The organism is Nonomuraea sp. bgisy101 (assembly GCF_057708945.1).
In genome coordinates, this window is record NZ_JBYITD010000012.1 from 60,790 (window position 1) to 82,723 (window position 21,934).

The 21,934-nt window shown below is 70.1% G+C and carries 20 protein-coding genes and 1 pseudogene; 11 read left to right on the forward strand and 10 right to left on the reverse strand.

Translation table 11 applies throughout. The annotated features are described in order from the left end of the window. Window positions 1-348: 348 nt before the first annotated feature. Window positions 349-705, forward strand: a pseudogene (locus AC3EO4_RS23210) (DUF418 domain-containing protein); the annotation flags it as partial. 137 nt (window positions 706-842) lie between these two features. On the opposite strand, the gene AC3EO4_RS23215 reads toward AC3EO4_RS23210, so the two are convergent. From AC3EO4_RS23215 to AC3EO4_RS23225, 3 genes are all read right to left on the reverse strand, one after another. Further along, complete coding sequence (locus tag AC3EO4_RS23215) at window positions 843-1,328, reverse strand: helix-turn-helix transcriptional regulator (protein ID WP_379572630.1); 486 nt, start codon at window positions 1,326-1,328, stop codon at window positions 843-845. 269 nt (window positions 1,329-1,597) lie between these two features. Then, window positions 1,598-3,436: a dihydroxy-acid dehydratase gene (gene ilvD / locus AC3EO4_RS23220; RefSeq protein WP_379572629.1), complete on the reverse strand. Its 1,839-nt coding sequence runs from the start codon at window positions 3,434-3,436 to the stop codon at window positions 1,598-1,600. Window positions 3,437-3,588: 152 nt separating this feature from the next. Continuing rightward, window positions 3,589-4,365: a nuclease-related domain-containing protein gene (locus tag AC3EO4_RS23225; protein ID WP_379572628.1), complete on the reverse strand. Its 777-nt coding sequence runs from the start codon at window positions 4,363-4,365 to the stop codon at window positions 3,589-3,591. Window positions 4,366-4,559: 194 nt separating this feature from the next. Between AC3EO4_RS23225 and AC3EO4_RS23230 the strand changes: the two genes are divergently transcribed. Genes AC3EO4_RS23230 through AC3EO4_RS23240 form a run of 3 tightly spaced genes read left to right on the forward strand, consistent with a single transcriptional unit; the run spans window position 4,560 to window position 6,657 of the window. Next, window positions 4,560-5,960, forward strand: coding sequence for an amidase (locus tag AC3EO4_RS23230; protein ID WP_431897728.1), 1,401 nt, complete (start codon window positions 4,560-4,562; stop codon window positions 5,958-5,960). A gap of 41 nt (window positions 5,961-6,001) precedes the next feature. Further along, on the forward strand, window positions 6,002-6,292 hold the full coding sequence (locus tag AC3EO4_RS23235; protein WP_379572626.1) for a hypothetical protein: 291 nt from the start codon (window positions 6,002-6,004) through the stop codon (window positions 6,290-6,292). A 5-nt stretch (window positions 6,293-6,297) separates the two neighbouring features. Continuing rightward, on the forward strand, window positions 6,298-6,657 hold the full coding sequence (locus tag AC3EO4_RS23240; protein ID WP_379572625.1) for a TPM domain-containing protein: 360 nt from the start codon (window positions 6,298-6,300) through the stop codon (window positions 6,655-6,657). A gap of 9 nt (window positions 6,658-6,666) precedes the next feature. On the opposite strand, the gene AC3EO4_RS23245 is transcribed toward AC3EO4_RS23240, so the two are convergent. Continuing rightward, window positions 6,667-7,176 (reverse strand): HNH endonuclease, encoded by a 510-nt coding sequence (locus tag AC3EO4_RS23245; RefSeq protein WP_358135577.1) that lies wholly within the window; start codon window positions 7,174-7,176, stop codon window positions 6,667-6,669. Window positions 7,177-7,430: 254 nt separating this feature from the next. Between AC3EO4_RS23245 and AC3EO4_RS23250 the strand changes: the two genes are divergently transcribed. The 3 genes from AC3EO4_RS23250 (at window position 7,431) to AC3EO4_RS23260 (ending at window position 10,815) form a co-directional block, all read left to right on the forward strand. Further along, the gene (locus AC3EO4_RS23250; RefSeq protein ID WP_379572624.1) at window positions 7,431-9,467 is read left to right on the forward strand and encodes a prolyl oligopeptidase family serine peptidase; all 2,037 of its coding nucleotides are present in this window, start codon (window positions 7,431-7,433) and stop codon (window positions 9,465-9,467) included. Between the two features lie 239 nt (window positions 9,468-9,706). Next, window positions 9,707-10,486: a helix-turn-helix domain-containing protein gene (locus tag AC3EO4_RS23255; protein ID WP_431897732.1), complete on the forward strand. Its 780-nt coding sequence runs from the start codon at window positions 9,707-9,709 to the stop codon at window positions 10,484-10,486. Then, window positions 10,483-10,815, forward strand: a complete 333-nt coding sequence (locus tag AC3EO4_RS23260; protein ID WP_379572622.1) for a VOC family protein — start codon at window positions 10,483-10,485, stop codon at window positions 10,813-10,815. The genes AC3EO4_RS23255 and AC3EO4_RS23260 overlap by 4 nt, the downstream gene beginning before the upstream one ends. A gap of 111 nt (window positions 10,816-10,926) precedes the next feature. Here the strand turns inward: AC3EO4_RS23260 and purU are convergent, their stop codons facing one another. The 4 genes from purU to AC3EO4_RS23280 are packed head-to-tail and all read right to left on the reverse strand — an operon-like array spanning window position 10,927 to window position 16,111. Then, a complete protein-coding gene (gene purU / locus AC3EO4_RS23265; protein ID WP_379572621.1) occupies window positions 10,927-11,775 on the reverse strand; it encodes a formyltetrahydrofolate deformylase in 849 nt (282 codons plus the stop codon). Next, entirely contained in the window at window positions 11,772-14,111 is a 2,340-nt protein-coding gene (locus tag AC3EO4_RS23270; RefSeq protein WP_431897734.1) for a GcvT family protein, read from the reverse strand. Before AC3EO4_RS23270 ends, purU begins: the two co-directional genes overlap by 4 nt. Then, a complete protein-coding gene (locus AC3EO4_RS23275) occupies window positions 14,108-15,016 on the reverse strand; it encodes a LysR family transcriptional regulator (RefSeq protein WP_379572619.1) in 909 nt (302 codons plus the stop codon). The genes AC3EO4_RS23270 and AC3EO4_RS23275 overlap by 4 nt, the downstream gene beginning before the upstream one ends. Window positions 15,017-15,022: 6 nt before the next feature. Continuing rightward, window positions 15,023-16,111 (reverse strand): pyridoxal-phosphate-dependent aminotransferase family protein, encoded by a 1,089-nt coding sequence (locus tag AC3EO4_RS23280; RefSeq protein WP_431897736.1) that lies wholly within the window; start codon window positions 16,109-16,111, stop codon window positions 15,023-15,025. Window positions 16,112-16,720: 609 nt separating this feature from the next. Between AC3EO4_RS23280 and AC3EO4_RS23285 the strand changes: the two genes are divergently transcribed. Continuing rightward, complete coding sequence (locus AC3EO4_RS23285) at window positions 16,721-17,644, forward strand: inorganic phosphate transporter (RefSeq protein ID WP_431897738.1); 924 nt, start codon at window positions 16,721-16,723, stop codon at window positions 17,642-17,644. Window positions 17,645-17,814: 170 nt separating this feature from the next. Beyond that, window positions 17,815-18,447 carry a DUF47 domain-containing protein gene (locus AC3EO4_RS23290; RefSeq protein ID WP_379572616.1) on the forward strand — a complete coding sequence of 211 codons (633 nt, stop codon included), beginning with the start codon at window positions 17,815-17,817 and terminating at the stop codon, window positions 18,445-18,447. A 595-nt stretch (window positions 18,448-19,042) separates the two neighbouring features. Here the strand turns inward: AC3EO4_RS23290 and AC3EO4_RS23295 are convergent. Then, window positions 19,043-19,930 (reverse strand): TIGR03620 family F420-dependent LLM class oxidoreductase, encoded by an 888-nt coding sequence (locus tag AC3EO4_RS23295; protein WP_379572615.1) that lies wholly within the window; start codon window positions 19,928-19,930, stop codon window positions 19,043-19,045. Between the two features lie 100 nt (window positions 19,931-20,030). Between AC3EO4_RS23295 and AC3EO4_RS23300 the strand changes: the two genes are divergently transcribed. Both AC3EO4_RS23300 and AC3EO4_RS23305 read left to right on the forward strand, forming a co-directional pair. Then, window positions 20,031-20,312, forward strand: coding sequence for an ArsR/SmtB family transcription factor (locus AC3EO4_RS23300; RefSeq protein WP_379572614.1), 282 nt, complete (start codon window positions 20,031-20,033; stop codon window positions 20,310-20,312). A gap of 879 nt (window positions 20,313-21,191) precedes the next feature. Next, complete coding sequence (locus AC3EO4_RS23305; RefSeq protein ID WP_379572612.1) at window positions 21,192-21,632, forward strand: NUDIX hydrolase; 441 nt, start codon at window positions 21,192-21,194, stop codon at window positions 21,630-21,632. Here the strand turns inward: AC3EO4_RS23305 and AC3EO4_RS23310 are convergent. Continuing rightward, window positions 21,616-21,882, reverse strand: coding sequence for a hypothetical protein (locus tag AC3EO4_RS23310; RefSeq protein WP_431897741.1), 267 nt, complete (start codon window positions 21,880-21,882; stop codon window positions 21,616-21,618). The two genes, AC3EO4_RS23305 and AC3EO4_RS23310, sit on opposite strands and share 17 nt — an antisense overlap. Between the last annotated feature and the right edge of the window lie 52 nt (window positions 21,883-21,934).

A 21,934-nucleotide genomic window follows, 5' to 3' on the forward strand; every position in this document is an offset into this window, starting at 1 on the left:
GCCAGGACGCTGCGCCGCTGCCTGGCGCTGATGGTGCTCGGCGCACTGCATCTGGTCTTCCTGTGGCTGGGCGACATCCTCCTGGCGTACGGCGTCGCCGGCCTCGTGCTGCTGCTCCTGCGCCCGCTCAGGCCGAGGACGGCGTCGGTCGTCGGCGTGGTCATGCTCGGCCTGCTCAGCGCCCTCATCATGGTGACCGCGGGCGGCGACCAGGCGCCGTCGGTGGACGCGGCGGGACTGGCCCGCCTCCTCGACGACTACCGAAGCTCCTTCCTCGAGGCCGCGCAGGCCAGGATCGAGGTGTACGGCCTGATCGGCGGCGTCACCTCGACCCTGCTCAGCGCGCTGATGGTGGTGCCGCTGTTCCTGTTCGGGCTGGCGGCGGGCAGGAGCGGGCTGCTGGAGGAGCCGGAGCGGTACGCCCACCTGCTGCCCCGCGTCCAGCTCTTCGGCTTCGGTCTCGGCGGCACGGCGACGGTCGCCGTGAACGTCGCGGAGTGGACGGGCACGCTGCCGGACGGTGTCGTCGACGGCGTCGCCCTACTCGCCTCCCCGCTGCTGGCCGCCGGCTACGCCGCCACCGTGCTGCGGCTGAGCCGCGCCGACGCGTGGTTCGGCCCCGCCGGCAGGATCGCCGCGTCCAACTACATCGGGCAGTCGCTGATCACGGCGATCCTGTTCACCGGGCTCGGCTTCGGCCTTGCCGAGAAGGTGCCGGTCTGGGGCACGCTGGTGATCGCTCTGGCCATCTACGTGACGCAGCTGGCCGGTGAGCGCCTGGTGGACCAGACGGCACCGCTACGGCCCGGTCGAGTGGCTCCTGCGGACGGTCACCTACGGGATCAGGCGGCCTTCCTCCGCTGGAACGGCAGGAACCGATCGGCCAGGTGGGGGCGGGCGGGAGTCAGCGTCGGCTCCACCGCGATGATGCGGTCGAACCTGAACGCCCTGATCGCGCGGCGCATCCTGCACACGCCGACCAGGTACCAGAATTCGCGGTGGACCAGGCAGGTCACGGGGTCGACGTCGCGGATCGTGACGTGACCCCCCGCGTCGCGGTAGTGGATACGGATCACGAGCCTGCTGGTGATCGCCTCGGCGATCACCCTGGCCCTGGAGGCCACCTCCACGGGCAGCGGGTCGGTGAGCGTCGCCAGCGTGGTGGCGACGACATCGTCGTCGAGCTCCAGGTGCTCGAACGCGTGGCGCAGGCCGCGTCGGGCGGTGACGGCCTGCGGGCCCGCTCCCAGATGCGCCAGGGAGAGGGCGAGGGCGGCGATCTCGGCGGTCGTCAGTGGTCGCGTGGGGGACTTCACGACTGTCGTCATACCCATAGAGTACGGCCCCGCACCGACAATTTTCGAAAGAGTGTGCGCCTACCGACGTGGTTCCAGCACCTCGGCGAGCGCATCCATCGCGGGTATCGCAGCCGTGAACGACTCCCTCTGCGCGGGGCCGAGATCAGGGCCGCGCCGCCCATCGGAAGCTCCTGGCCTTCGGGCGGAGCCGAAGGAAGGAGCCGGCGGCCCCGGAGAAGACGCACGGCCCGCGTCCCTGGGGCGGGACGCGGGCCGTGCGGAATCAGCGAATCGGCGAATCAGCGGGACAGCTGGGACAGGTCGCGAGAGGCACCCGTGGAGGCGGAGGTCGTCATCGCCGCGTAGGCCTGCAACGCCACGCTCACCTGGCGCTGCCGATCGCGCGGCCGGTAGCCGCCCAGGTCGGCCAGCAGCCGCTCGCGCCGCTCGGCCAGCTCGGCCTCCGGCACGCGCAGCTCCAGCACCCTGTTCGGGATGTCGATCTCGATGAGGTCGCCGTCCTCGACGAGCGCGATCGTGCCGCCCTCGGCCGCCTCGGGCGAGGCGTGACCGATGGACAGACCCGAGGTGCCGCCGGAGAAGCGCCCGTCGGTCACCAGCGCGCAGGCCTTGCCGAGCCCCTTGCCCTTGAGGAAGGAGGTCGGGTAGAGCATCTCCTGCATGCCGGGGCCGCCCTTCGGGCCCTCGTAGCGGATGACGACGACGTCGCCCTCCTTGACCCTGCCGCCGAGGATGCCGTCGACGGCCTCCTCCTGCGACTCGAACACCACGGCGGGCCCGGTGAACTTCCAGATCGACTCGTCGACGCCCGCGGTCTTCACCACCGCGCCGTCGCGCGAGATGTTGCCGTAGAGGACGGCCAGGCCGCCGTCCTTGCTGTAGGCGTGCGCCAGGTCGCGGATGCAGCCCTCCGCCCTGTCGATGTCGAGGTCGTCCCAGCGGTTGTCCTGCGAGTACGGCTTGACCGTGCGGACGTTGCCCGGCGCGGCGTGCCACAGTTCCACGGCCTCGGGGAGCACCTTCTCCGAGGAGGGGTCCCACGCGGCGATGACCTCGCCGAGCGTGCCGCCGTTGACGGTGTGCACGTCACGGTGCAGCAGGCCCGCCCTGTCGAGCTGGCCCAGGATGCCCGGGATGCCGCCGGCGCGGTGGACGTCCTCGATGTGGTACTTGTTCGTGGCCGGCGCGACCTTGCACAGGCACGGCACCCGCAACGAGATCTCGTTGATCTCCTTGAGGCCGAAGTCGACCTGCGCCTCGCGGGCGGCGGCCAGGATGTGCAGGATCGTGTTGGTCGAGCCGCCCATCGCCACGTCGAGCGTCATCGCGTTCTCGAAGGAGTCCTTGGTGGCGATCGAGCGCGGCAGCACCGTCTCGTCGTCGTCCTCGTAGTAGCGCTTGGCGATCTCGACCACGCGCCGGCCCGCGTCCTCGAACAGCGTCTTGCGCGCCTTGTGCGTGGCCAGGATCGTGCCGTTGCCGGGCAGCGCCAGGCCGATGGCCTCGGCCAGGCAGTTCATGGAGTTGGCGGTGAACATGCCCGAGCACGAACCGCAGGTCGGGCAGGCGTTCTCCTCCATCTCCAGCAGTTCCTCGTCGGAGACGGAGGCGTCGGCCGCGGCGATCATCGGGTCGACCAGGTCGAGCTTGCGTCCCGGCGTCTTGCCGGCCTCCATCGGCCCGCCCGAGACGAAGATCGTCGGGATGTTCAGCCTGAAGGCGGCGAGCAGCATGCCCGGGGTGATCTTGTCGCAGTTGGAGACGCAGATCAGGGCGTCGGCGCAGTGCGCGTTCACCATGTACTCCACCGCGTCGGCGATCAGCTCGCGACTGGGCAGGGAGTACAGCATTCCGCCGTGGCCCATCGCGATGCCGTCGTCGACGGCGATCGTGTTGAACTCGCGCGGGATCGCTCCGGCCTCCCTGATCGCGCCGGCGACGAGATCGCCCACCTCGCGCAGGTGCACGTGCCCCGGCACGAACTGGGTGAAGCTGTTGGCGACCGCGATGATGGGCTTGCCGAAGTCACTGCCGGCTACGCCCGTCGCCCGGAGCAGGGCCCGGGCGCCGACCATGTTCCTGCCGTGCGTGACCGTACGAGACCTGAGGGCGGGCATGAGCGCATCTCCCATCATGAGCGAGTCTTCACATCGTACGACCCTCGCTCGGTGGCTGAGACATGTGTCCACGAGGCGGACGACGTCCTGGCGCATGCGAAAGCCGCCGCACCCGGGGCGCGGCGGCTTGTGCGGAACGGACGACGGTGCCGCTAACCCTCGCCGTAGCGGGGCGGGAGCACCTGGGCGGCGATCTCGTAGAGCCGCTCGATCTCGGCGTCGGTGAGCGCGCGCTCGCGTTTGGTGATCCACTTGCGCGCCCTGGCGCCCTCGTAGACGTCCACGTCGCGGATCGTCATGATCTTCCAGGGGACGGGCGGGCCGTAGATCGCCAGCGACGCCACGACGGTGACCTCGCGGCCGTAGGCCTTGCTGATCAGCTCGCTGGCCTGCGTCGCCTCCCACCTGGCCTCGGTGAGGCGCGGTTTCATGTCGAAGGGGCCGTGGAAGAGCTTCTTGCCCATCTGCACGCGCACCGGCAGGCGTTTGTCCCATTTCTCCGAGTCGACCGCGTAGACGCCCGTGGGGCCGATGACCAGGTGGTCGATCTGCGCCTCACTGCCCGGGATCGCCCTGGCGTGGAGCGTGCGGTAGCCGCTACGCTCCAGCCGCTTCAGCTGCGCCTCGGTCTTCCGCTCGGCGACCGACGAGCGCCGCCACGCGGGGACCGTCGAGTGCGACTTGGCGCGGTAGATCGTGTCGGCGATCGCGGCGAGCACGGCCGCGGTGATCCCCACGCGCACGTCGGAGACGAGGAAGCCCACCACGACACCGACGGCGACGGCGATCAGGACGCGCGTGCGCAGGTGCCGGTACCTGGGCTGTTGGAGCAGGCTGAGCAGGGAAGCGCGTTCGACGGGAGCGTACGTTGACGTGGGTGCGGAGTGTTCGGGGGCGGCGCCCTCGTCCTCGGCAGGCCTGTCACTCACCCAGATCGGTGACGTAGTGTTACCGTCTTCTCGCTGCTTAGCGGAGTCCACGCTACAAACGGTAGCCGAGCCATAGGCCGGTGCCTACTGTTGGCGCGTCCATAGTTTTATGGCCCACGTCACCGCGTTTGTGACCCCAATTCGGGGTATCTACATCTTTTCTTCTCTAGACAACTCTGCCTACTCTGCGGTTCGTGGCGCACATACATGATCTCACCGCTCTTGAGCAGGCGGAAGCTGTCAGGCGCCGGGAAATCTCACCAGTTGAGATCACCGAGCACTACCTCGACCGCATCGAACGGATCGACCCGCAGGTCGGCGCCTACGTCACCGTGACGGCCGAGCGCGCGCTCGCGCAGGCGCGCGAGCTCACCGACCCGCACGGCCCCCTGTACGGCGTGCCGATCCCCGTCAAGGACCTCAACCTGGTCAAGGACGTGCCGATCCGGTTCGGCTCGGCGACGTACGAGGGCTTCGTCGCGCCCGTCGACGACACGGTGGTGGAGCGGCTGCGCGACGCCGGCACCGTCATGCTGGGCAAGACGGCGACGCCCGAGTTCGGCCTGCCGTGCTACACCGAGACGTCGGTGTCGCCGCCCAGCCGTACGCCGTGGGACCTCTCGCGCTCGGCGGGCGGGTCGAGTGGGGGCGCCGCGGCCGCGGTGGCGGCCGGTCTGGCGCCGGCGGCGCAGGGCAGCGACGGCGCGGGCTCCATCAGGATCCCCTCCTCGGTGTGCGGGCTGTTCGGCATCAAGCCGACCAGGGGCCGCATCAGCTTCGCGCCGATCATCCCCGATCTGGCGGGCCTGTCCACCAACGGGCCGATCGCCAGGACCGTCGCCGACGCCGCGGCGCTGCTGGACGTGATGGCGCACAACAACCCCGGCGACCTCTACCTCGCGCCTCCGCACGAGGGGACGTTCCTCGAGTGCGCTGCGCGGGAGCCTGGCCGCCTGCGGATCGCGCGCTACGCCACGCCCGTCGTGGACGGCGCGGAGGTCCATCCCGACGTGCTGGCGGCCTACGAGGAGGCGAGCAAGACGCTGGAGGAGCTCGGGCACGAGGTCGTCGACATCGCCTCGCCGTTCGGCCCCGACCTGGTGCCGCAGTTCGTCACGATGTGGTTCGCCTTCGCGTGCATGCATCCCGTCGCGCTCGACCGGCAGGACCGGCTGCGCCCGCTGACCGCGTGGCTGCGCGAGCGCGGCTTCGCCGTGCCGGCTCCGACGTTCCTGCAGGCGCAGTCGTCGCTGCAACTGGCCACGCGCATGGCGCTGATGGCGACCGACCCCTACGACGCGGTGCTCACGCCCACGGTCACGCGGCCGCCCGTGCCCGTCGGATGGTTCGAGGACGCCGGCGACCCCGAGGAGACCTTCGAACGCATGAAGCGCTTCGCGCCCTTCCCGCCGATCTACAACGTGAGCGGCCAGCCCGCCGTCAACCTCCCGCTGCACTGGAGCGCCGACGGCCTGCCGATCGGCGTCATGCTGGCGGGGCGGGTGGGCGGAGAGGGCACGCTGATCTCGCTGTCGGCACAGGTCGAGGCGGCAAGGGGCGGATTCTGGGGCGACAGGAGACCGCCCGTGTGGTGAGGGGTCTGGCCGGGGCGTCCGCTCGGGTCTACGGTCATGGTGTGGACAGCGCGCTGGAGATCTTCGGCTTTCTCATCGGAACCTCGCTCGGGCTGTTTCTCCTCATCAGTCTGGTGGTTCTGCTCCCGGCCAGAACGGCGGAAAAGGACGACGCGCCAGGCGTCGTGTGGCTGGGCGGCCCCCAGCACAGCGAGCACGGGGTCAGCACCTCCGCGCTGGTGCTGGCCGACCACAGGGCACCGTGGGCACCCGCCCCTGAGGTCGACTGGCTGCGCGCGGCGCAGACCGCCGAGCCAGGCGGCCGGCTCGGCGGCGCCTCGGCGGGGTGGTGAAGGCCATGCGTGCTCTCACCGCGGCCCAGGCCGACGACGTCCGCGCGGCTCTCGTGTCCGCCGAACGGCGCAGCGGGCTGCGCTTCGGCGCCTTCCTCGGCACCCCTGTCGGCGGCAGGCGCCACTTCGCCGAACGGCTGCACGCCGCCTTGGGCGCGGAGTCGCCCGACGCGGTGCTCCTCTTCGTCGACGCCGTGGGCCGCGCCCTGGAGATCGTCACAGGCGAGAACGCCAGGCGCCGGCTGTCCGACGGGTCGTGCCGCCTGACGGCGATGTCGATGGCCACCGCCTTCAGCGCCGGCGACCTCGTCGGTGGCCTGCTCTACGGGATCAACTCCCTCGCCGAGCAGGCCACGCGACAATAGAACGGCGGGCTAGGCCGCCGTCTCCGACAGGTAGGGCGCCCACTGGGGATCGCCGACGAGCTGGGCGCCGATGAGCCGCCAATGGGCGCCCCTTGGCACCGCCGGGGCGACGCGCAGCGTCCACCCCAGCTCCTCCAGGTACTTGTCGGCCTTCCTGTGGTTGCACGGCATGCAGGAGGCGACGCAGTTCTCCCACGTGTGCGTGCCGCCCCGCGAGCGCGGGATGACGTGGTCGATGGTCTCGGCCCGCTGGCCGCAGTAGGCGCAGCGGAAGTCGTCGCGGCGCATGAGCGCCGCACGCGTCAGGGGGATGCGGGACCGGTAGGGAATGCGGACATATCTTCGGAGTCTGATCACCGATGGGACGTCGACCGTGCAGGTCGCGGAGCGCAGGACCGCTCCCCTGCCGTCACGGTGGACGACGTCGGCCTTCTCCCTGAGCACGAGCACGACGGCTCGGTGCAGCGAAAGCGTGGTCAGTGGCTCGTAGGTGGCGTTGAGCAGGAGTACTTGGCGCATCAGGGGGCCACCCCCCGACGCACGGGTATCAGAGGGGCCATGGCCCCTGTTGGCGGTCCCTCCTGGGACCCGGTCGCTTCCGTCACGTGGACCTCCGCCGGACGGTCCAACGGATGGTCACCACGGCACCGTCCTTCACCAAGTCTGGCGTTTACGGCATGTCCCCGCCACCCATTACTGATGACCATAGGGACACGCGATGTCATTTATGCCCGTTCGACCTCGGCTTTACGCGTCACAGGTAGGGTTCAGGCATGTATCCAGCCGCTCGCCGAGACGAGATCGTCGAGAACCTGCACGGCACGCCCGTGCCCGACCCCTACCGCTGGCTCGAGGACTCCGACGACCCGGAGGTGAAGGGCTGGCTGCTGGCGCAGGAGGAGCTCTTCCAGGCCCAGGCGGAGCCGCGAAGGTTCAAGGAGCGGATCGCCGAGCTGTTGCGGTCGGGCTCGGTGGGTGTGCCCGTCTGGCGCGGCGAGCGTCACTTCTTCTCCCGCCGCACCCCCGACCAGGAGCACGCCGTCTACTACGTCGTCGACGCCGACGGCACCGAGCGCGCGCTCATCGACCCGATGGCCATCGACTCCTCGGGGCTGACCACCCTCGACGCCGTGCAGCCCGACAAGGAGGGGCGCCTGCTGGCGTACCAGATCTCGGTCGGCGGCGACGAGGAGTCCTCGCTCTACATCATCGACGTGGCGACAGGGACCAGGGTCGAGGGCCCGATCGACCGGTGCCGCTACTCGCCCGTCGCCTGGCTGCCGGGTGGCGAGGCCTACTACTACGTGCGCCGCCTGCCGAGCACCGAGGTGCCCGAGGGCGAGTCGCAGTTCCACCGTCGCGTCTACCTGCACCGCGTCGGCACCTCCACGGAGGACGACGTGATGATCTTCGGCGACGGCATGAAGATGACCAACTACTACGGGGTGTCGGTCTCCCGCGACGGCCGCTGGCTGCAGATCTCCGCCTCCGAGGGCACCGCTCCGCGCAACGACCTGTGGATCGCGGACCTGTCCGCCTCCCCCGCCGAGCGCCCCGCGCTGACCGTGGTCCAGGAGGGCGTCGACGCGCAGACCGGGCTGGTCTTCGGGCGCGACGGGCGTATCTACGTCCACACCGACCGCGACGCGTCGCGCGCGCGGGTCTGCGTGGCCGACCCCGCCGACCCGTCGGCGTGGACCGACCTCATCCCCGAGGACCCCGAGGCGGTGCTCACCGACTTCGCCATCCTCGACGACCTCGAGCGGCCGGTCATGCTGGTCGGCTGGACCCGCCACGCGCTCAGCGAGATCAGCCTCCACTCCCTGGACAGCGGCGAGAGGATCGGCGAGGTGCCCACACCGGGCCTCGGCACGATCGGCGGGATCTCCGAGCGGCCCGAGGGCGGCCACGAGGCGTGGTTCGGCTACACCGACAACACCACGCCGCCGACCATCCAGCGCTACGACGCGCTCACGGGAGAGACCACGCTGTGGGCCGCCTCTCCTGGCGCTGTCGAGGTGCCCCCCGTCAAGACCTCGCAGGTGGTCTACCAGTCCAAGGACGGGACGCCCGTCCACATGCTGGTGATCGAGCCCGTCGACCGCGAGGGGCCGCGCCCGACGATCCTGAACGGCTACGGCGGCTTCGGCATCTCCATGACGCCCGGCTACTCCGCCTCCGTCCTGGCCTGGGTCGAGGCAGGCGGCGTCTACGCGATCGCGGGCCTGCGCGGCGGCGGCGAGGAGGGCGAGGACTGGCACCGCGCCGGCATGCTCGCCAACAAGCAGAACGTCTTCGACGACTTCCACTCCGCCGCCGAGCACCTGATCGCCACCGGCGTCACCACCTCCTCGCACCTGGCCATCTCGGGCGGCTCCAACGGCGGCCTGCTGGTCGGCGCCGCCCTCACCCAGCGGCCCGACCTCTACGCGGCCGTCGCCTGCTCCGCTCCGCTGCTCGACATGATCCGCTACGAGCTGTTCGGCCTCGGCGCGACGTGGAACGTCGAGTACGGTTCGGCGGAGGAGCCCACGCAGTTCCCGTGGCTGTGGGCGTACTCGCCGTACCACCACGTGCGCGAGGACGTGTCGTATCCCGCGACGCTGTTCACGGTCTTCCAGTCCGACACGCGGGTGCACCCGCTGCACGCGTGGAAGATGTGCGCGGCACTGCAGCACGCGCAGGCGGGCGACGCCCCGATCGTGCTGCGCAACGAGACCGAGGTCGGGCACGGGGCCCGCTCGGTGAGCCGCACGGTCGACCTGGCCGCCGACCAGCTCACCTTCCTGGCCAGGCACACCGGCCTCTGACGGTCCTCTCTCCGGTGGACGGGATCTCCGGTGGTCCCGTCCACTGGTCCCGTCCACCGTGGCCCCGTCCACTGTGCCCCCGTCCTCGTCCGAGGGCTTCTCGGCTTCGGTCCCGCCCGTCGGGGCGGTCTCTGGCGGGCCGTCCGGGGTTCCTTCCTGCCGCGTCCGCGGGTGGCGGGTATCGTCAGGGGATGGGGTCGACGGCGGCCGACCGGCCCGCACACGCGCCGGGACTCAGCATGACCCGACGCACGCCGGGACCCGCCCTGCGCCCCTACGTCACCAGCCTGTGCGCCTACAGGGAGCACTACGACCGCCCCGTCATCCGCACCGAGGTGGCGCTGCCGGGTGCGGTGCTCATCCTCGCCTTCGGCGCACCCATGGAGGTCGGCGGCACGCGGCTCACCTCGTTCACCGGCGGCCTCGGCGACCGGTACACGGTGACCCGCATGTCGGCCCCTACCGAGGGCGTGGAGGTCCTGCTCACCCCGTTCGGCGCCCGCCGGCTGTTCGGCGTCCCGATGAACGAGCTGGCGAACCTGGTGGCCCCCGTCGACGACCTGCTGCCCGGCTGGGGTTCCGCGACGGTCGCCAGGCTCGGCGAGCTCACCTCGTGGCAGGACCGGCTGACGGCCGCGGAGTCGCTGCTCGCCGCCCGCATCCTGCCCGCACCCCCGCCCGACCCGCGCGTGGTGTGGGCATGGGACCGGCTGGTCGAGTCGTCGGGGTCGGTCAGCGTGGCGTGGCTGGCGGGTTCGCTCGGCTGGAGCCACCGCCACCTCGTCTCCCGCTTCCACGACCACGTTGGCCTGACCCCGAAGGCCTCGGCCAGGGTGATCCGCTTCGACCGGGCCATGAGCCTGCTCCGCTCGGGCGCGGACCTGGCGGACGTGGCGACGGCGTGCGGCTTCTACGACCAGCCGCACATGAACCGCGAGTTCCGCGCGATGGCGGGCACCACGCCAGGTCAGATTCGTCCAAGACCGCAGGCGGTCCACGGCGCAGACTCGGACTCATGAAACGAACCGTTTTCGCGCTGGCCCGCTACCAGGACGTCCTGGCCGCGGCCGAGTTCCTGAGCACCGCCTTCGGGTTCGTCCCGCACGAGGTGGCGAAGAACCACGTCGAGATGCTCGTCGGCGACGACATGATCATGCTCGGCGAGGGCAAGGCGGGCGGGCCCGGCATCTACGTCGCCGTCGACGACCCCGACACGCACCACGACAAGGCGGTGGCGGCCGGAGCCGTCGTCACCATGGGGCTGGTGGACCAGCCCTACGGATCGAGGGAGTACGCGTGCAAGGACCCCGAGGGCAACCTCTGGTTCTTCGGCACGTACCGGCCCTGATCCCCGCCGCGTCCGCACGGCCGGCCGGAGTCCGCTGGAGGACGCGTGGAGGACGGGCGGTCAGCGGTGAGGGACGGTGGCCTTGGGCCCGCCTGCCGTACGGGCCGGGGGTCAGCGGGGGAAGACGATGGTCTTGTGTCCGTCGAGCAGCACCCGCTGCTCGGCGTGCCACCTGACGGCGCGCGCCAGCGCGACGCACTCCACGTCGCGGCCGATGGCGACCAGGTCCTCGGGCGAGTGGCTGTGGGAGACGCGCGCCACCTCCTGCTCGATGATCGGCCCCTCGTCCAGGTCGGAGGTGACGTAGTGCGCGGTCGCGCCGATCAGCTTCACCCCCCGGTCATGGGCTTGGTGGTACGGCTTGGCGCCCTTGAACGACGGCAGGAACGAGTGGTGGATGTTGATCGCCCTGCCCTCCAGCTTCTCGCACAGCTCGCTCGACAGGACCTGCATGTAGCGGGCCAGCACCACCAGGTCCACCTGGTAGTGCTCGATCAGCGCGAGGATCTCCGCCTCCTGCCTGGGCTTGGTGCCGGGCGTGACAGGCAGGTGGTGGTAGTCGATCCCGTACGACTGCGTGAGCGGCCGCAGGTCCGGGTGGTTGGAGGCGACGGCGACAATCTCGATGTCGAGCAGCCCCGAGCGCACGCGGTAGAGCAGGTCGTTCAGGCAGTGACCGAACTTGCTCACCAGGATGAGCACCCGCGGCTTGACCGACAGGTCGCGCAGCTTGATCTCCATGCCGAACTCGGGGGCGAGCGCGGCGAAGGCGGCGGCGAGCTCGTCGTGCGGCAGTGCGGCCCTGAACTGCACCCGCATGAAGAACCGCTCCGCATCCTGGTCGCCGAACTGCTGGCTCTCGGTGATGTTGCATCCGCTGCGCGCGAGCAGACCGGAGACGGCGGCGACCACGCCGGGGCGGTCGGGGCAGGACAACGTCAGGACGTACTCGGCGTTCATACCTTGACTCTCGCGGAGGTGGGATCGTAGGGCGCCTTGCGGCTGATCTGGGCAGAGTACCTCTCTCCCGCGCTGTTCACCTCGGCCTTCACCAGCGTGCCGTCCTTCACGAAACCGAGCGCCACCGTCCTGCCGATCGTGGGGCTGTGGGCGGCGGAGGTGACGTGGCCGACGGGTTCGCCGTCCGCGAGCAGGGATTCACCTCCCCACAGGTGGGCGTCGGTGGTGATCGAGACGATCGTCCTGCGGGAGTCGTGGATCCGGTCCATGCCGCGGAAGTCAGCGGTCTTCTTGCAGGTGAACAGCAGCCCGGCTTCCGCGGGCGTGACCTCGGGGCCGAGCTCGCGACCCCACGCCCGGTAGCCCTTCTCCAGCCGCATGGCCTCGATGGCGTAGTAGCCGGCCTGCGTGACGCCCGTGGCCAGCAGCGTCTCGTAGACGGTGACCGCGAACTCGGCGGGGACGTAGAGCTCCCAGCCGAGCTCGCCGACATAGGTGACGCGGCTGGCCCTGACGGTGGCGTGACCGAGGTCGATGAGCTGGGAGGTGCCGAACTCCCCCAGCTCCGCCTTCGACACCTTTTGCAGGATATTTCGGGATTCGGGGCCCATGAGGCCGAGGACGGCGTAGGCGCTGGTGACGTCCACGAGCACCGCCCTGTGCTCGCCGATCCCCTTGGAGATGTGGTCGAAGTCGCGCGTCGCCTGCGCCGAGCCGGTGACGATGAGGTACTCGTCCTCCGCCACCCTGGTCACCGTCAGGTCGGTCTCGTATCCGCCCCTGTCGTTGAGCATGCCCGTGTAGACGACCCGCCCGATCTCCACGTCGACGTCCGCCGTGCACAACCACTGCAGCGCCGTACACGCTTCAGGGCCCTTCAACGTGAACTTGGCGAACGACGTCTGGTCGAACAGCGCCGCTCCGCTCCTGCAGGCGTCGATCTCCGAGTCGACCGTCTCCTGCCACTCCGGCCGGTCGAAGGTGTACGGCACGGCGGGGCCGAAGTAGTTGACCCGCTCCCAGCCCGCCTTGGACCCGAAACAGGCGCCCGCCGCGGCCAGCAGGTGATGAACCGGCGAGCGACGAAGCGGGCGGGCGGTCTCCGGTTCCCTGTTGGGCCATGCCATGGCGTAGTGCAGGCCGAGCGCCTCGGTGACCCTGTCGCGCAGCCACGTGTCGTTGCCCGCCCACGGCGCGAACCTTCGCAGGTCGGCGGGCCACAGGTCGCCGGTCGGCTGGCCGTTCACGATCCACTCGGCCAGCGCCCTGCCCGCGCCGCCGGCCGACGCGATGCCCGCCGAGTTGAACCCCGCGGCGACGAAGTAGCCGCGCACCTCGGGCGCCTCGCCGAGCAGGAACATGTTGTCGGGAGTGAAGCTCTCGGGGCCGTTGTAGAACATGCGGATGCCGGCGCTCTCCAGGGCGGGCACCCGCTGGACGGCGTTCTCCATGATGATCGAGAACTGGTCCCAGTCCTCGTCCAGGAGCTGGAACTCGAAGGGGTGCGGGATGCCGTCCATGCCCCACGGCTTGGCGTCGGGCTCGAACCCGCCGACGACCAGGCCGCCCACCTCCTCCTTGAAGTAGGCGTAGCCGTCCGGGTCCCGCAGCACGGGCAGGTCGGGCCGCACGCCCGCGATCTGCTCGGTGACCACGTAGAAGTGCTCGGCCGAGTGCAGCGGCACGGTCACGCCCGCCTGCCTGGCCAGCTCCTTGGCCCACTGTCCCGCGCAGTTGACCAGGACCTCGCATTCGATGAAGCCCTCCGAGGTCCGCACGCCCCGCACCCGACCGCCCTTGACGACGGTTCCGGTGACCCTGACGCGCTCGGCGACCTCCACGCCGCGACGCTTGGCGCCACGGGCCAGAGCCTGGGTGAGGTCGGAGGGGTTCGCCTTACCGTCGCCCGGCAGCCACACGCCGCCGACCAGGTCGTCGGTGCGCATCGCCGGCCACAGCTCGCCCGCCTCCCCTGCGGTGATGACCTCGGCGGTGATCCCGTACGCACGGGCCTGCGCGGCCGTCCTCCTGAGCTGGACCATCCGCTCGGGGGTGCGGGCCACGCTGACGCTGCCGCACTGCTTCCAGCCGGTGCCGAAGCCCGTCTCCTTCTCCAGCCGCCCGTACAGGTCGGTGCTGTACTGGATCAGCCTCGTCATGCTCTCGGTACTGCGCAGCTGCCCGACCAGGCCGGCCGCGTGCCAGGTGGTGCCGCACGAGAGCTGCCCCTGCTCCAGGACGACGACGTCGCTCCAGCCCAGCTCGGCCAGGTGATAGGCCACGCTGCAGCCGACGATGCCGCCGCCGATGACGACGACCTGCGCCCGGCTCCTCAAGACACGCTCCTCAACCTGGGCCATGTGCGCACCGTACGCAGCATGGTGATGAACGCCTGCTCCGCGGGGCCCAGCAGCCGGTCGCGGCGATGGGCCAGCACGATCGGGCGGGGTCTGGGCGCGGGAGTGACCTCCACCGCGGCCAGCCGCCCGTCGGCGAGCTCCTGCTCCACACAGTGTTCCGACACCAGCGAGACCCCCAGTCCCGCCGCGACCGCCTGCTTGATCGTCTCGGGGCCCCAGATCTCGGTCCTCTTGTCGAGACCCCACGTCTCCATCGCCTGCTCCTGCAGCTCACGGGTGGAGGAGCCGGGCTCGCGGATGAGGAAGAGCTCCCCCTCCAGCGCGGACGGCTCCGCCGTACCGCTGCGGGACAGGACGTGGCCCGGCTCGGTGATCACGACGAGCCTGTCCTCCAGGATCGGCTCGCTGACCAGCTGCGGGGCCGACGGCTGCCCCGCGAGTACGGCGACGCCGATCTCGCCGTCCACCAGCCCCCGCTCGACCTGCTGGCCGTTGCCCACCTGGATGCCGATCTCGATGCCGGGATGGCGGTCACGGAAGGCCGCCAGCAGCGGCGGCAGCAGGTAGGTGCCGACCGTGGTGGTGCCGCCCGCGACCAGCTTGCCCGTCTGCAGGCCCGAGACCTGCCTGATGGCGGCCACGGCCTCGTCGGCCAGCAGGAACACGCGCTTGGCGTACTCCAGCATGACCTCGCCCTCCGGGGTGAGCCTGATCCGCGCGCCGCTGCGGTCGATCAGCGTCGCCCGCAGGGCCTGCTCAAGCTGCCTGACCTGGTGCGACACCGACGGCTGGCTGAGGTAGAGCTTCTGCGCCGCGGCCGAGAACCCGCCGCACTCCACCACCGTCATGAAGATCCACAGTCGGTGCAGGTTGAGCTGCATACCCCGTTAACCCCTTGCTGCCTCGATCGACTCGCCGAGCGCCCGTTCGAGCTGCTCAAGCCGGTGCCAGGGGATCTCCCCCATCGTGCAGATGCGGAAGAAGTCGTTCGACAGTTGGCCCTGACCGGCGTAGACAACGTAGCCACGCTCCTTGAGCTCATCGTGAAGCGACTGGTACGTCACACCGTCCGGCAGATGAAGCATCGTCACGGTATTGGACCTGAAACGTTCATCAACGAGGATCTTCAGGCCCAGCCGCTCGAACTGCCCGCGCACCAGCGCGGCCCGCTCGCGGTACAGCTTCGTCCGTGCCGCGAACCCGCCCTGCGCCTCGAACTCCTCGATCGCCTCGTCCAGGGCATAGCAGACCTGGACGGCAGGCGTGAAAGGCACGTCGCTCTTCAGGTAGCTCGCCGCGTTGAGGTAGAGGCTGCGTTCGGGAACCTCCTGAACCCGGGCGATCGACGCGGGGCTGCACAGGATGAACGCCATGCCCGGCAGGCCGTGCAGGCCCTTGTTCGCGGTGCCGCAGACCACGTCCACCCGAACCTCCGCGAGGTCCTGGTCCTCGATCGCGGTGCCGGAGATCGCGTCGATCACGAACAGTGCGCCGGAGCCAGCGACGACCTCGCCGATCTCCTTGATCGGGTTGATCAGGCCAGTCGTGGTCTCGTGATGGACGCAGACGACCGCGTCGACGTCGTCGTGCTCGGCGAGGGCACGGCGCACCGCCTCGGGGTCGGCGGGCACGGTCCAGTCGCTCCTGACCTCGTGAACGGTGATGCCGTGCGACCTGGCGATCTTGATCATGCGGTCGCCGTACACGCCGTTGTTCACGACCAGCACCCCGCGGCCCTCCCGCACGGAGCTGATCACCGCCATCTCCATCGCGGCGGTTCCCGACCCCGTCACCAGGATCGCCTCGTGGGTGTCGCCGAGGTTCAGGCAGCGGGGCAGCGCCTCGCGGATCCTGAACAGCAGATCCGTGAACTCCGGCTCGCGGTGGCACAGATCTCCGCGCAGCAGGGCGTCCTTGACCCGCTGGGAGGTACAGGCTGGTCCGGGATTCAGCAGAATGAGCTCTTCGTCCATCATCCACTCGATCTTCTGGAGATATCGGGCGTTATGGACGCTAGTGGGGGGCCCACGGCACGACCAGGCCGGATTTCACTATGGGCGCCATAGGTGGGCGTCTCTGGACGAGCTCCCAGGCCCCATCCGCCGGTCACCGGCACCCCAACAACCACGGCAGGGGCGTCACCCACCCATCTCTGCGCTCCCGCCGCCCCGAGCGCGCCCCTCTTCGCACGTGCCACGACGCCCGTACACCCCCACGGATACGGATGAGACCGCCCACCACCAGGACCAACCAGAAAGCGGAAGCCGTCGACCGACGGAAGGTATGGCAGCGAAGCCATCGGGTGACACGAAGCAGATCAGGGAAGCCATCGGGTGGCGGAGGGCAGGACAGCGAAGCCATCGACCGACACGAGACAAATCAGGAAAGCCATCGGATGACAGAGGGCAGGACAGCGAAGCCATCGACCGACACGAGACAAATCAGGAAAGCCATCGGATGACGCGAGGCAGGACAGAGGGAGGGATCGACCGACGGAAAGCCAGCCGAGACCGTTACTCCTGCTATATCCGGCATCACGGATTGGCGGGTTGTGATCCCTCGACAGGTCGGATTGGGTGGAGCGCATGCCCCTTGAGGTACTGGTCGCCTGCCTGTTCGCCGTCGTGTCGGGAGTGAACGACGGCGGTGCCCTGCTGGCCACCGGCCTCAAGCTCTCCACGATCAAGCCCGTCGTCGGCGTCCTCACCCTGGTCCTGCTGACCGGACTGGTGCCGCTGGTGTCACAACAGGTCGCGCTGACGTTCGCGACCCGCCTCGCCGCCTTCGAAGGCCCGAACGCCACTCGCGCGATGATCATCGCCGTCCTGTCCGCGATCGCGGTCGTCCTGGTCCTCAGCCACCACGGACGCCCCACGAGCCTCACCCTCGCGATCGTCGGCGGCCTGACCGGCGCGGGTCTCGGCACCGGACTCCAGGTGTCGGCGGGTTCGGTCGTGCTGGTGCTCGCCGTCGGCCTGGTCGCCCCGTTCCTGGGAGCGTTCGCCTCCTGGGCCGCCACCCGGCTGCTCGTCGCCGTGACCACCAGCGAGGGGCTGCGACGCTGGCACTGGGCGGGCTTCATCCTCCAATGCATCGCCTACGCCTCCAACGACGGGCAGAAGATGCTGGCCATCTTTCTGATCGCCCTGGGCTCCACGGGTCCGTCCGTCTCGTTCGCGGCGGCGCTGCTGTTCGGTCTCGGCACCCTGTACGGCATGCCCAAGGCGGGCCGTACCCTCAGCCGCGAGATCATCGTCTCCCGCCCGTTGCACGGCGTGGCCGCGGAACTCGGATCAGGCGTCACGGTGATCGGGTGCTCGGCGGCGGGGATGCCGGTGAGCATGACCCAGGCGATCGCCGGCGGGCTCATCGGAGCAGGCGTCGCGCAGGGCGGCGGCAGAGTGCGCTGGTACGCGGCCGTCAAGATCGTCGTCGCCTGGCTCCTCACCCTGCCGGTCACCGGACTCCTGGCCGGATTCATGGCCTTCGCCCTGCGAGAGATCGGATGAGGAGGAAACGGTCCCCCGTCCCAAGCAGGACATGAACGCGGTGGGCATGAGAAGCGCATCGGCGAGGGGCGTGCAGGGGCAGGGGCGAGCAGCGAAAGCGGGAGGTCCAGGTGCCGGAACGCACCAGTGCGCGGCCTGGTGAGAGTGTGGTGGGAGCGGGCGGAGGTGGCATGAAGCGGCTGAGTCGGATTCGCGATCTGCTGGCTGGGAGGATGGACGGCGCGCTGGCGCACGCGCTCGCCGGACAGTTGGCGGCGACCAAGCAGGGCGCCTGGCTCGCCATGGCGATGATCGGCGGCGAGGTGGGCAGAACCGGAGCACACGAGCAGATGCGCTCCATCGAGCACCTCGGCGACACCGAACGCGCCCGTCTCGTCGAGGAGCTCAAGAACGCGCTGGTCACACCCATCGACAGGGAAGACCTGTTCCGGCTGTCCCGCTCGATCGACGACGTCCTGGACTCGTTGCGCGACTTCGTCCGAGAGTCGCACCTGTATCGGGTGCCGAACCAGATCAGGTTCGCTCCGCTGCTCGACCAGGTGATCGTCGGCATCGAGGCATTGGAGAACGCGGTGCGCGACCTCGCCTCCCGGCCCTCTGCGGTGGTCCAGGACGCGCTGGAGGCGAAGAAGGCCGGAAGTGCTGTCCGGCGGATGTACCAGTACGAGATCGCGCGGATCTTCTCGGGCGAGGTGACGGCTGAGGCGATGAAGGAACGCGAGCTGGTCCGGCGGCTGGAGATCGTCGGCATGGCCATCGGCGACGCGGCCAACGCCATCGCCGACGGCGCCATGAAGCGCTGACCCCGACACCCCCGACACCCCCGACACCCCCGACACCCCCGACACCCCCGACACCCCCGACACCCCCGACACCCCCGACACCCCCGACACCCCCGACACCCCCGACACCCCCGACACCCCCGACACCCCCGACGACATGGTCAGGTGGGACTCTCCATCCGACAAGTGCCCGATGTACACGAGCCAGGGTCTGGTGGGCCGAGGATGCCCTCCAACTCGTATCCGCACGGCTCGGCTCAACTGCGCGGGCGGGCCGACCGAAGACGCAGAGCCGGCTGGAAGACGCGGCGCGGGCTGGAAGGTGCGGCGCGCACGTCAAAGCGAAGCGCAGGCCGCGAGACGCAGCGCAGACTGCGAGACCCGGCGCGAGCTGGCATACGCGGCGCGCACGGGAAAGCGAAGCGCGGACCGCGAGCTGGAAAGCGCGGGGCACGGCAAAGCGAAGCGCAGACCGCGAGACGCAGCGCGCACCGGAAGACGCGCAGACCGCAAGACACAGCGCAGACCGCGAGAGGCAGCGCGCGCCGGAAGACGCAACGCGGACCGCGAGACGCAGCGCGGACCGAAAAGCGGGGAGGTCGGAGCCCGGAAAGGGTCAGAGGTCCAGGGTGTCGGAGAGGCGGCTGAGCTGTGCCATGCCGTCCGCCATGTCGTGGCCGCCCGCCGTCAGGGGTTGCAGGGCGACATGGTCCGCGCCGGCGTCGAGGTGGGCTCGGACGCGTTTGGCCACCGCCTGCTCGTCGCCCCACGCCACGATCGCGTCCGCCAGGCGGTCGCTGCCGCCGTCGGCGAAGTCGGAGTCGGTGTAACCGAGGTCGCGCAGGTTGTTCACGTAGTTGGGCAGGCCGAGGTAGTACGCCATGTGTTCACGTGCGACCTGACGAGCCTTCGCGGGGTCGGGTTCGAGGACGACGGCGAGCTCGGGCACGAGCAGCCGATCCTTGCCGAGGCTCTCGCGGGCGAGCGCGGTGTGCTCGGGCGGGACGAAGTACGTGTGGGCGCCCTCGGCCCTGTCCCGCGCCAGCTCCAGCATCCTGGGCCGGAGCGCCGCCAGCAGCGTGGGGGCCTCGCCGCCGGCGACCATGGCCGTGGCCGCCTGGTCCATGCCGTCGAGGTAGGCGCGCATCGCCGTGAGCGGCTTGCCGTAGTCGTGGCCGCGCCCCGCGACGAGGCCGCCGTGGCTGACGCCGATGCCCAGCAGGAACCTGCCCGGGTAGGCCTCACCGAGCGTGGCGCGCCCCGCCGCCATCGCGGTGGCGTCGCGGGCCCAGATGTTGGCGACGCCTGTGCCTACCGCGATCTGTCGGGTGGCCGCGAGCAGAAGGGCGGCACCCGCGAACGGCTCTCTGCTGGTGGAGGTCTCGTTCACCCAGAGCGTGGAGTAGCCGAGTTCCTCGAGCTCGGCGGCCGCCTCGCGAACGACCGCCGCCGGCGCCCTGCCGAACAGGGGATACCAGACGCCGATCCGACCGTTGTCCATCATTGTCGTGGCCTCCCGGGTAGACTGTTCGATCGAGATGGAACATTACACGAGTGTTCGACCGGCGTCGAACAGAGCGCGCGCCCTGACCCACGGCTCCCCGATGGAGGCGTCCCTCCAGGCGGCGCTCGACGCGCTGTCCGACCCGATCAGGCGGTGCATCGTGCGCGAGCTGGCGGTGGCTCCCGACTGGGCGCTGCCGTGCGGCACGTTCAAGGAGTTGCCGGTCGCCAAGTCGACGCTCAGCCACCACTTCACCGTGCTGCGCAACGTCGGTCTGCTGGAGCAGCGCGACGAAGGCGCCAGGCGACTCAACAGGCTGCGGCGAGAGGAGTTCGACGCCCGCTTCCCCGGCCTGCTCGCGCTGGTGCTGTCGGAGCCCTGACCCCTGGCGCTGTCGGACCCCGGACCCCTGGCGCTGTCGGACCCCGGACCCCTGGTCCTGTCGGACCCCGGACTCCCTTGGTCCCCAGTACGGGGCCCGATACGGCGGGCGGGGTGGTCCTGGCACGTGGGGCGGGATGGTCCTGGCACGTGAGTCGAGTGGTCCCGGTACGGCGGGCAGACGGGCCCGCGGCGATCCCGACCGCGCCTTCATCACCTACGGCATGTGGCGCACGGCCCGCCGGGCGGCAATCCGCGAGCGACCCTTGCGTCGCGCAGCGAACTCGAAGCGGCCGTCCGAATGGCACGGGCAGGCGACGAGACGACGAAACGAGGTCCGCGAGCAACCGGGCGAGGGGCGTGAACGGCCACACCGGCTGCACGAGCAACCAGGCCAAGCGCGTGAACGGCCAGGCGAGGTGCGCGGGCCGCCGGACGAGGCCACTGGGCGACGCGTCCGATTGAGGCGTCCGTTTGGGGCGTCCAGGCACGGGGCGAGGGAGGCGGGCCACCTGGGCAACCGGCGAGAGGGGCCAGACGAGCCTGCGAGCGGCCGGAGAGCCGGCTGGACGCCCGGGCGAAGCCACTGGGCGACGCGGCTGAGTGATGCGTCCCAGGCAAGGTGCGAGCTGACCGGACAACATGTCCTGGCGAGGTGTCCGGGCGGCAGGAGAGGTGAGCGGGCGGCTCGGAGAGGAAGCCCGGCGGGGTCGGGCGCCTGGGGTGCCAGGGGGCATGTCGGCGGGGGACGCGGAGTCCTGCTGGAGTAGCGTGATCGACGGGTGGTCACCGGGTGACCACGGTGGCCCTTGCGGGGCTTGCCGTACACAAGCCGGCAGGGACCGTAAGGAGCCGCGGCCGGGCGGGAAGGGGAACGCCAGTGAGCAGTGACCGGCCGGCAACGAGAGTGGTGTGCCTCGACCGGGACGGCAGGGTCCTGCTGATGAACTGGTACGACAGGGTCAGCGACGAGGCCATATGGGAGCCTCCTGGAGGGGGGCTCGATCCTGGCGAGACGCCGCTCGAGGCGGCCAGGCGTGAGCTGACAGAGGAGACGGGTTTGCCGGGCGCGGCCGTCGAGGACAGGTGGGTCGCGGTGGACCGGGACTTCACGTGGCTGGGGGTGCGCTACGTGAAGGTCGAGCCGTTCTTCGTGGCCCGTTTCGACGAGGCGAGTCCGAGGGTGAGCCCGGACGAGCTCACGGAGGAGGAGAGCGAGGCCCTCCTCGGTTATGGCTGGTTCGGCACCGAGGAGCTGGGCTCGCTGCCGGGCCGTCTCGACCCGCCGGAGCTGCCCGAGGTGATCAGGAGACTGAGCTAGCGACGTACGCGGCGACTTCGTCGGCGCCGAGGAAGTCGGCGGTGCGCCCGTCGGCGTGTTCGATGTGGTATCCGCCGTCGACGCTGATCTTCATCGATCCTGCGATGAGCACGGGGCCGCCGTGCTCGGGCGGATCGTACCTGTTCTGGAGTAGCGTCAGCCGCAGGTGTCTGACCAGGAGGGCGCGTCTGCCTGATTCGGCGAGCCGGTCCTGTACCCATCCCAGCTGCTGGATCTGTTCTTCTTCCACCCTTTGTGTGTAAACGGCACCCATAAGTACCACACGTCCTTCGATCGGTGAG

Bases quoted from the DNA above. Each gene is read 5' to 3' on its own strand.
- AC3EO4_RS23215 (WP_379572630.1), bottom strand. From the start codon at position 1,328: ATGACGACAGTCGTGAAGTCCCCCACGCGACCACTGACGACCGCCGAG.
- ilvD (WP_379572629.1), bottom strand. From the start codon at position 3,436: ATGCCCGCCCTCAGGTCTCGTACGGTCACGCACGGCAGGAACATGGTC.
- AC3EO4_RS23240 (WP_379572625.1), top strand. From the start codon at position 6,298: ATGCGTGCTCTCACCGCGGCCCAGGCCGACGACGTCCGCGCGGCTCTC.
- AC3EO4_RS23245 (WP_358135577.1), bottom strand. From the start codon at position 7,176: ATGCGCCAAGTACTCCTGCTCAACGCCACCTACGAGCCACTGACCACG.
- AC3EO4_RS23250 (WP_379572624.1), top strand. From the start codon at position 7,431: ATGTATCCAGCCGCTCGCCGAGACGAGATCGTCGAGAACCTGCACGGC.
- AC3EO4_RS23255 (WP_431897732.1), top strand. From the start codon at position 9,707: ATGACCCGACGCACGCCGGGACCCGCCCTGCGCCCCTACGTCACCAGC.
- AC3EO4_RS23260 (WP_379572622.1), top strand. From the start codon at position 10,483: ATGAAACGAACCGTTTTCGCGCTGGCCCGCTACCAGGACGTCCTGGCC.
- purU (WP_379572621.1), bottom strand. From the start codon at position 11,775: ATGAACGCCGAGTACGTCCTGACGTTGTCCTGCCCCGACCGCCCCGGC.
- AC3EO4_RS23275 (WP_379572619.1), bottom strand. From the start codon at position 15,016: ATGCAGCTCAACCTGCACCGACTGTGGATCTTCATGACGGTGGTGGAG.
- AC3EO4_RS23280 (WP_431897736.1), bottom strand. From the start codon at position 16,111: ATGATGGACGAAGAGCTCATTCTGCTGAATCCCGGACCAGCCTGTACC.
- AC3EO4_RS23285 (WP_431897738.1), top strand. From the start codon at position 16,721: ATGCCCCTTGAGGTACTGGTCGCCTGCCTGTTCGCCGTCGTGTCGGGA.
- AC3EO4_RS23290 (WP_379572616.1), top strand. From the start codon at position 17,815: ATGAAGCGGCTGAGTCGGATTCGCGATCTGCTGGCTGGGAGGATGGAC.
- AC3EO4_RS23295 (WP_379572615.1), bottom strand. From the start codon at position 19,930: ATGATGGACAACGGTCGGATCGGCGTCTGGTATCCCCTGTTCGGCAGG.
- AC3EO4_RS23300 (WP_379572614.1), top strand. From the start codon at position 20,031: ATGGAGGCGTCCCTCCAGGCGGCGCTCGACGCGCTGTCCGACCCGATC.